The sequence below is a fragment of the Bacillus sp. JJ1474 genome (assembly GCF_036965225.1).
Classification (GTDB): Bacteria; Bacillota; Bacilli; order Bacillales; family Cytobacillaceae; genus Cytobacillus.
On the sequence record NZ_JBALPC010000028.1, the window covers coordinates 1 to 9,035 of the forward strand.

The window sequence follows — 9,035 nt, forward strand, 5'->3', positions numbered from 1 at the left end:
TCTTGGACAGGTTTATCGGTAAAGCCTAAATCCTGTCCAGTAAACAAGACTTTTTGGACAGGTTTATCTGAAAATCTAAAACCACTCTAGTAAAACAAAGTTTAGCCTGGTCTTGGCTTTACTGTTATTCAAAAATTCAGCTTACATAAAATAAAGCATAATAACAAAATATAGAATGAAACAGTTGCAAAAGGAATTTCTACCTGCAATTTATAAATTCAAAAAAGGGGCTCAATCATGACTAAAAAGTACAACAAAGGAAGCAAAAACCAAAACTCACCTACCGCTAATCAGGCAGACATCGTAAGTGGAGATAATAGTAAGGGAAATAAGAGAAATAAGGACAAGAGAAATAAGATAGAATAACAAAAAGCTCTCCTTTATCATTTTTTCATAAAGGGGAGCTTTTCTTTTTTATACAAAATACTTTTTCTTTCTTTATTCCCTGTTTTCCTAACAATCAGCCTCAAGACTTATATATAATTAAATCTAAGGCTCAATGATTTCTTGCTTATTATTTCATAAAATGAGTGTAAGAAAAGGAATTAATCAGAAAGCAGGGATTTTTTTGAAAAGAATATTAATCATTTTCTTCATTTTGATTGGACTATATTTATTGGTGACATCGAATGTAGCAAGCCTCTTTTCTTTTGGAAAAAGTGAAGCAGAGGCTAAAGTGACAAAGAGTATTGATCTATTAAATATTGATGCTTCTTCTATTAAAACGGTTATCATTCCAGAGAAAAGAAGCGATATTAAAGCGGAGCTTAATGGAAAAGGGGAAGTGTCCATTAAGAAAAGCGGGAACAGTATTCAAGTTAACTATAAAAAAAGCTGGTTTAACAGTTTTAGCTTTTTTAATAATAATTCAGTTTTAAATATTTATATCCCGGAAAGCTATGATCGCAGCATGGATATTGATGTTGGCTCTGGATATTTAGTCTTTGAAGGCAAGTCGAAAAATCAGCCAATGAATCTTAAAGAGCTTGATATCGACCTCGGTTCAGGAAAAATCGATTTAAAAAATTTGAACGTGGAGGAATTCCGCAATGATGTTTCCTCTGGTATGATTACGATCAATTCTTTAACGACGAATGATGGCACTGTAGACGTAAACTCTGGGATTGTTAAAATCCGCCAGTATGAAGGATTGCTAAATGCCGATGTTTCATCAGGACAATTAGATATTCAAATGGATAAAGTTACGGACCATATTGATGTCGAGGTTAGCTCAGGGCATTTAAAGCTCGATCTTCCAGAGAATGCTGATTTTACACTAAATGGCAAGGTAAGCAGCGGAATCATTAAATCAGACATTCCACTTACCGATAAAATCCAAGATAAAAACAAAATCAGCGGTAAATCAGGTAATGGAAAATACCAATTAAATGTCTCTGTTTCAAGCGGGCTTGTGAATATTTATTAATAGAAACTCTAAAAAAACTGGATTAACCATATCCAGTTTTTTATTTTTTTAAACAAAAAACGAACCCGCCTCAAGCAAGTCCGCTAAATAGTTCCGATGATTATAAGGTTTGAAATTTCTCGCCTGCTGCTCCTTGTTCGACTACGAGCGGACACATGGTGATGCTGTAGTTGCAAATGGCCTCAACATCTTGGCGATCATGAGTCACAATCATACAGGTCATATTTGCTTTTTTTAAGATTAAGAGTAAGTCTTCACGGATGGATTCTTTCAAATCTGCATCTAAATTACTAAATGGTTCATCCATTAATAATACTTTTGGTTTTGGGGCAAGTGCCCTCGCCAATGCCACCCTCTGCTGCTGGCCTCCGCTTAGCTCATGAGGATAACGATCTCCGAAATCCTCTAAATAGACAAGCTCGAGCATTTCCTGTACACGCGGCTTCCGATCCTTTCTAGCCATTCGCGATAAGCCAAATAGGATGTTTTCTTTCACAGTCATATGAGGAAATAAGGCATAATCTTGAAAAACCATCCCAACCCCTCTGTCCTCTGGCTGAACAAATATACGATCATCGACAACCGTTTTACCTGCAACGGTTATGGTCCCTTTTGTAGGCATCTCTAATCCCGATATTAAGCGCAGCAAAGTACTTTTCCCGCTTCCACTCTGACCTAATATACCAACGATTTCTCCCGTATCCATCGTAAAGGAGAAATCATCAATAATCGGTGTTCCCGTTCGTGTATAGCCAAATTCAAGATTCTTTATATCTACTACCTTCATCGCTGCACCTTCTTATCAATCATTTGAAATACTACAACCGACAATACACTTATGCCAATAATCATCAAGGATGAAATCGATGCCTCATAAATTTGTTCATCCTTTGCATACTGAAAAGTCTTCGTCGCCAGGGTATCAAAATTAAATGGTCTTAACAATAATGCTAGCGGAAGTTCCTTGCAAATTTCAACAAATGTTAAAATAAATCCGCTGACTAAAGCTCCCTTAATTAAAGGCAGATCTACTTTAAAAAACGTTTTCGTCATGCTAAGCCCGAGCATTCTAGACGCTTCAGAATATTTTGTGCCGATTTTTTCAAATCCTACTTCAACCGCATTAAATCCTGTCGCCATAAAACGGATCGCGTAGCCGACAATCAGCATAACTAACGAGAGACTCAAGATCAATGGTGCTTTTCCTAAACCTATTAAGGAGTAAACAGGAGCAAGCCATTTATCAAGTGTAATAAACATTGCAAGTACGCCTATCGCAATAATCGCACCCGGAATGGAGTATCCTGTTGTTGTTAATTTTGCTAATATATAGGAACCCGCCGTGTGTTTTCGGCATACATTAGCAACGATCACTGAAAGAATGAGAATAATAAAGGTTGATATGGCCGCCACATAAACAGTTTGAAAAAATAGTGTATAAAAGGTATCGCTCCAAACCTTACTAAATGTCAGCTTTGCCCATGCTATTAACTGTATCAATGGAATGAGAAATCCCAGCAAAAACACAATCCCACAATAGGCAAAAGCAGCAGCAGCCTTTATTCCCTTCAGCTTCATTGGCACAAGCGGTCTTGATTTATTATTTAGATTATAACGGCGTCTTTGCCTCAACAGTCTTTCTAAGAAAAACAATCCAACAATTACGACCATTAGCCATGCCGCCAGCCTCATTGCTGAATCAATATCATACATCCCAAACCATGTCTGAAAAATCGCGGTTGATATTGTATGGATGCCAAAATAGCTAGTAACCCCATAATCACTTAGCACTTCATAAATGACCAAAACGGCGCCCGCCACAATAGCCGGTCTTGAGAGCGGCAATACTACCTGGATAAAAATTGCTAGCGGCTTTCTTCCAAGTAGCCTCGCATTCTCGAAAAACGAAGAGCTTTGGCTTTCCAAAAAGGCCCTCGTCATTATATAAACATAAGGAAAAAGAAATAATGTAAAAATAAAGATAGCCCCGCGCAGGGATGAAATCGACAGCAGCTCGGGATCAATTTGGTAATTAAATTGGTTGCGGAATGTTGATTGAATCACTCCCGTATAGCTGAACATCGTCCGATACGTATAAGCAGCGATATAGGGCGGAATGGCTAACGGCAATAATAATCCCCAGCGAAAGAAGCGTTTAAGCGGAAAATCATATGCTGAGGTAAGCCATGCAAGCGTAACCCCCAAAAACGCAGTAAAAATCCCTGTTAATGCGACAAGGATTACCGTGTTTGCTACATATGTTTTTAATAAATACTGGCGTATTTGAAACCAGTTATCATTTGGCTCCTGAAATAGCGAGAAAAAGATAAACAGGATGGGCAGCAGTATAACCGCCGCCCCCATCATGCTGATGACCCACCAGCTATTAAAATCTTTTTTAAAGAATTGTTTGATTTGGTTTATACCCATTTTTACTTCCAACCTGTTTTATTAAAGATCTCAATCGCTTTATGATTATGTTGTCCTAAAGTATCAAAATTAAGCTCTTGCATTTTAAAATCGCCCCAAGTTTGTAAAAGTTCTGGCTTCTTTGCTTCAGGATTAACTGGGAATTCATAGTTATTTGCAGATAAATATTCCTGTGCTTCAATACCTGTCATGTATTCAATTAATTTTGTTGCATTTTCAGGGTTTTTGCTATGCTTTGTTAAACCAATTCCGCTAATATTCACATGTGTTCCATTTGTTTCTTGGTTCGGGAAGAAGACACCGATGCTTTCGCCGACTTTTGCCTCTTCAGCATCTGCCGAATTCACAAGCAATCCAACATAGTAAGTGTTCATGATCGCAACATCACCAGTTCCAGCTGCAATCGCTTTAGCTTGGTCACGGTCACCGCCATCAGGCTGGCGAGCAAAGTTATTCACAATGCCTTGCGCCCATTGTTCAGCCTTTTCTTCGCCGTTTAACTCAATGAATGAAGCTAGTAAAGATTGGTTGTATAAACTTGTTGAAGAACGTGCCAATACTTTCCCTTTCCATTTATCCTCCGTTAGAGCTTCATATGTAGAAAGGTCTTCTGGTTTTACACGATCCTTAGAGTAAACAATAACACGTGCTCTTGTTGACATTCCTACCCAATTATTATCTTTATCCCTAAAGTGAGCTGGGACATTCTTATTAAGAATATCAGATTGTACAGGCTGAAGAACATCATTATTTTTTGCATTTGCGAGAACTCCGCCATCAACAGTAATAAATAGATCCGCTTGTGTGCTTTCTCCTTCACGCTTTAAACGCTCAATAAGCTCTTCTGCTTCCCCTTTAACAACATTAACTTTAATGCCTGTTTCTTCTGTAAATTTCTTATACACTTCTTCATCGGCCTCATAATGTCTAGCTGTATAAATATTGACTTCTTGATTTTCAGCTTTTTTTGGTTCTTCAGCAGGTTTCTGGCCTTCAGAGCTGTTATCAGCTGCTCCACATCCAGCTAACCCAACTGTTAATAAAGCACTTGCTAGGAAAGGCTTTAATAATTTTGAATATTTCATGTATGAGTCCACCTTTTTATTTTTTTAATCTGTGATAATGATAATTATTATCACTCGTCTGTTTTTATTCTACTTTCCATCCAAGGATGAGTCAACCATTATTTTTAAAATTGCAATGATTGGTTTTAAACAATTTGAACAAATTGTGAAAAAAAGAAGCAACCCGTAACAGGCTGCTTCACATTAATTAATTCGTACTTCTTTTAAATGGCCACCAATTTGCTTCTCCAAAGTTTTTGACCATAACTGGGATAAACAATGGCAACATGATAACGGCGTATAAGAATAATCCGACAATGACAATCGCTGCAATTTGGAGTAATGACAGCATTCCAGAAGGCATCATCGCGGCAAAGGTTCCTCCTAAAATGATGGCAGCAGAGATAATGACAGTCCCCATTTTCCTCATTGAGAGCAGCATGGCCTCAGCAACAGATAGATTCTTATATTCATTGAAGCGGTCCATTAAGAAAATACTGTAATCTACTCCAAGGGCTATCAGAATCACAAAACCGAAGAAAGGAACAGCCCAGCTGATGCCAGAATAGCCTAAAATATGGACGAATACAGCTTCATTAATAGCCATCGATGTAAAATACGTTAAAATTAATGAACCAATAATATAGGCTGGCATAATGATCGACCGGAATAAAAAGACAAGAATGATCGAAATTCCAGCAAGCATTAGAATAACTGTGCGCGAGTAATCCTGATCAGACAATTGGCCTAAATCAGCATTCGTGCTTGTTACCCCGCCGACTGCCACCACCGCATTTTCAAGCTTTGTATCTTTCGTTGCCCTTTTAACTGCTGACTTAATTTCATCTACTTGATTTATTGCATCATTAGAATATGGATTCGCCTTAAAGATAACATCCATTGTCATCACTTTGCGGTCTGCAGACATATAAACGTCTAAGACGCGGGCAAAATCTTCATTTTCTAGCACATCATCAGGCAGGTAAAATCCATTCCGTGTGCCAATGCCAGATAAACCAGATAAATAATTCTGAGCAGAGCCAAGTCCTTCAGATACTTGATTTAAGCCTTCTGTACTTTGACTTAAGCCCTCCGTAAGCTGACCAATCTGCCCGCCTAAATCGCCAAATCCAGCAAGCAGCTGCTTCTGACCTTCATTTAGACTTCCTAATCCATTTGTCAGCTTAGGTACATTGCTGACAATCTGTCCTTGCCCATCCGCTAATTGATTTAGACCAGCCTGCTGGGCTTCAATTCCTGCGATTAATTGCTGAAGGCCAGCAGCAAGACCGCTTTGGCCAGCAATAGCTTTTTCAAAACCCGCATTTGCTCCAGCCATTCCGCCATTTATTTTTGCTAAACCAGCATTTAACTCTTGTACATTTGCAGAAAGGCCTGTTAATTGCTGCTGCAGCCCATTAATCGTTTGTTTCATCACCTGATACTGCGGGTCTGCTCCAAGATCTGTATATTTGTTTTCTATATAGCCAAACATCGCACCGTTTGCTTGGATGATTCCATCAGATAAACTAGCTAAACCGGTGCCAACCTTTTGATAGTTTTCTGTAAGGACGTTTAAGTTACCTTGTAATTCTTGATAGCCTCCAAGCAACTGTTGATAACCTGTTAATAACTCCTCAGCACCCGCTTTTGATTTTTCTAAGCCCGCTTTGATTTGATCGGAACCTGCTAAGCCTTGCCGAATGCCATTTTCAATTTTTGCAAGATTTGTTTGTATCGCTTGAAGTCCTGTTTGTATATCATTCGTCCCAGAAATTAGCCCTTGGATCCCATTTGTCGCTTCCTTTAATATGGGCTCAGATTTTGATAATTCCGTTCCTGCTTCATTTAAGCCTGAACTAATTTTATCAATTCCTTCTTTTCCTTCGCCAAGTCCCTCTTCAAGAGTTTCCGCCTGCTTGGCAACAAAGAAGTCTTCTAAAGGCTCTCCAGTCGGACGTGTAACGGAACGGACGGTGTCCACTAGATCAACCTTTTCTAACTCTTTGCTGATTTGTTCTGCTAGGCCAATATATTCTTGGGAATCCATTTTTTCATCATTTTTCAACACGATTTTCGTAGGCATCGATTCTCCAGGGCCAAAGCTATCTGCAATGGCGTTGAATGCCTTGATAGAGTTCACATCTCCGCTAATTTCCTCTAATGAGTTGTAGGATAATTCCCCGTCATACGTTGCGAGGAATGGCACACAGATTGCTGCGACAATGATTAAGGCTAGAAACGGCCGTGCCAATGAAAATTTCCCAACCGCTCCCCAAAGCTTGCTTTCCCCATGATCAGCTGTTTTCTTGGAAGGCCAGAAAATTTTCCGTCCCAATACAGCCATGAAAAACGGAACAATCGTAAATAAAGCTATAAGCAGAATCGCAACACCAATCGCAACAGCCGCTGCGGACTGATAAAGAATAAATTGAGAGAATCCGATTGCAGCGAAACCAATCATGACGGCAACACCGCTAAAAAATACAGTACGTCCCGCATTGCGGTACGTTTCCACAATGGCTTCTGCAATACTTTCCTTTTGCGAAAGCTCCTCTTTAAATCGGCTTAAAAGTAAAATACAGTAATCTGTACCAATCCCAAATAAAACGGCCACTAAGAAAATTTGTGTGTAATTCGATAACGGAAAATCAAATTTGTCCACCAAAAATCCGACAATGGATTGTGATGCAAGATAAGTAAATCCAACCGTTAGTAATGGAATGATTGGAGCAACAACCGATCTAAACACTAGCAAAAGCACAATCAAGATAAAGGCGACCGTAATCCCTTCAGTCTTCTTTAATCCTTCTTGGGAGCTCGTCATTAAATCCTCATTGATAAGCCACTCACTAGTGTAATAATGTTCTACTTTAATATCTTTAAGTGTGCTATATAGAGCATCCCTCAGCTCTTTCGGTTCGCGGTCATCCCAGCTGATTGTAACGGATGCTAGAATTGATTTCCCGTCCTTTGATACGAGCTGGTCCTTTAAACTTTCCTCATCAAAGTGGGTAAGAATATCGGTAATACCAAGCTCCTTCTCATTATCCTTTAAAAGATTAATAGCCTTCTCAGCTTCGGTTATATCCTCTTTAGAAAGCTTTTTGTCATTTTGGAAAACGAGAGCCACACTCGTTTCATCTCCGCCGCCTTCCTGCTTGCGAACGTCATCCATAATTTTTCCTGCAAGAGAGGATGAATACTCATCCGGGACTGTAATTTGCCCTTTTTCTCGGACTAAATCGGCCATATTTGGCGCTGACATCAATAGGCCGGCAGCTATGGCAATCCAAGCAATCATCACAAGCCATTTATTTTTTATTATTCCATTCACGCTCTATTCCTCCACTTGTGGATTCTTACTGTCTTTCAAAATTTGGTTCAGCTTTTCATAGGTTTTAATAAATTGGATGATTTCCGCTTGATCAAATTGAGTAATAAAGGATTCAACAAGCTTATGAACGCGTTCCTCAGTTTGGTTGAACAGTTCATTTCCTTTATCTGTAAGCGTTAAGTAAACAACTCGTCGATCATTCTCATCTCGGGTACGCTGGATCAGACCCTTCTCCCAAAGACGCGTAATAATTGCTGTGATCGCACTTTTTTGCACATAAAATTGTTCGGCTAATTCAGATGACGTGCAGGACTCGTTGTTTCGAATATACCTTAATGTATAATGCTGATCATTCGTTAAATCACTGCCAATCTGTTCCTTCACTAACGACTCTGCCTTACGGTGAACGGAAAAAGATAACTCCACATACTTATCAATAAGCTTTTTAATTTCTATATCTGTCATTAAGATGAATACACCCTCTCTTCTTCATTTTAATTCTATAGTTTAATTGTTCAACTGTTTAACTATTAATGTAGTTAACTATAATGTCCTAATTTGGCATTGTCAAGCAGCGAGAATGTGGGCATATGTCCCTTGGAAATTGAAAAGATTGGTTACAATAAAATTCTGATGACCGCTGATGGCGGATATCTATTTGGACGGGCACCTCACGGGGGCCTGATGACTGCTTACGGCAATTTTCTGTACGGGCGGGCACCTAATGGGGAGATTGATGACCGTTGACGGCCAATTTATATGCAGACGGGCACCTATC

The 9,035-nt window shown here is 39.1% G+C and carries 7 protein-coding genes; 2 read left to right on the forward strand and 5 right to left on the reverse strand.

The genetic code is table 11. The annotated features are described in order from the left end of the window. Positions 1–237 precede the first annotated feature (237 nt). Both V7164_RS04205 and liaG read left to right on the forward strand, forming a co-directional pair. Entirely contained in the window at positions 238–366 is a 129-nt protein-coding gene (locus tag V7164_RS04205; RefSeq protein WP_335345784.1) for a hypothetical protein, read from the forward strand. Between the two features lie 202 nt (positions 367–568). After that, positions 569–1,426: a LiaG family protein gene (liaG, locus tag V7164_RS04210; RefSeq protein ID WP_335345783.1), complete on the forward strand. Its 858-nt coding sequence runs from the start codon at positions 569–571 to the stop codon at positions 1,424–1,426. 100 nt (positions 1,427–1,526) lie between these two features. On the opposite strand, the gene V7164_RS04215 is transcribed toward liaG, so the two are convergent. From V7164_RS04215 to V7164_RS04235, 5 genes are all read right to left on the reverse strand, one after another. Beyond that, the gene (locus V7164_RS04215) at positions 1,527–2,213 is read right to left on the reverse strand and encodes an ABC transporter ATP-binding protein (RefSeq protein ID WP_335345782.1); all 687 of its coding nucleotides are present in this window, start codon (positions 2,211–2,213) and stop codon (positions 1,527–1,529) included. After that, positions 2,210–3,856, reverse strand: a complete 1,647-nt coding sequence (locus tag V7164_RS04220; protein ID WP_335345781.1) for an ABC transporter permease — start codon at positions 3,854–3,856, stop codon at positions 2,210–2,212. Before V7164_RS04220 ends, V7164_RS04215 begins: the two co-directional genes overlap by 4 nt. A 2-nt stretch (positions 3,857–3,858) precedes the next feature. Next, positions 3,859–4,941: a Fe(3+) ABC transporter substrate-binding protein gene (locus V7164_RS04225; protein ID WP_335353470.1), complete on the reverse strand. Its 1,083-nt coding sequence runs from the start codon at positions 4,939–4,941 to the stop codon at positions 3,859–3,861. 187 nt (positions 4,942–5,128) lie between these two features. Then, the gene (locus V7164_RS04230) at positions 5,129–8,257 is read right to left on the reverse strand and encodes an MMPL family transporter (protein ID WP_335353471.1); all 3,129 of its coding nucleotides are present in this window, start codon (positions 8,255–8,257) and stop codon (positions 5,129–5,131) included. A gap of 3 nt (positions 8,258–8,260) precedes the next feature. Further along, on the reverse strand, positions 8,261–8,722 hold the full coding sequence (locus tag V7164_RS04235) for a MarR family winged helix-turn-helix transcriptional regulator (protein WP_335345778.1): 462 nt from the start codon (positions 8,720–8,722) through the stop codon (positions 8,261–8,263). Positions 8,723–9,035: the final 313 nt, after the last annotated feature.

Excerpts from the sequence above, each read along its gene's own strand:
- V7164_RS04205 (WP_335345784.1), top strand. The coding sequence starts at position 238 with ATGACTAAAAAGTACAACAAAGGAAGCAAAAACCAAAACTCACCTACC.
- V7164_RS04215 (WP_335345782.1), bottom strand. The coding sequence starts at position 2,213 with ATGAAGGTAGTAGATATAAAGAATCTTGAATTTGGCTATACACGAACG.
- V7164_RS04220 (WP_335345781.1), bottom strand. The coding sequence starts at position 3,856 with ATGGGTATAAACCAAATCAAACAATTCTTTAAAAAAGATTTTAATAGC.
- V7164_RS04225 (WP_335353470.1), bottom strand. The coding sequence starts at position 4,941 with ATGAAATATTCAAAATTATTAAAGCCTTTCCTAGCAAGTGCTTTATTA.
- V7164_RS04235 (WP_335345778.1), bottom strand. The coding sequence starts at position 8,722 with ATGACAGATATAGAAATTAAAAAGCTTATTGATAAGTATGTGGAGTTA.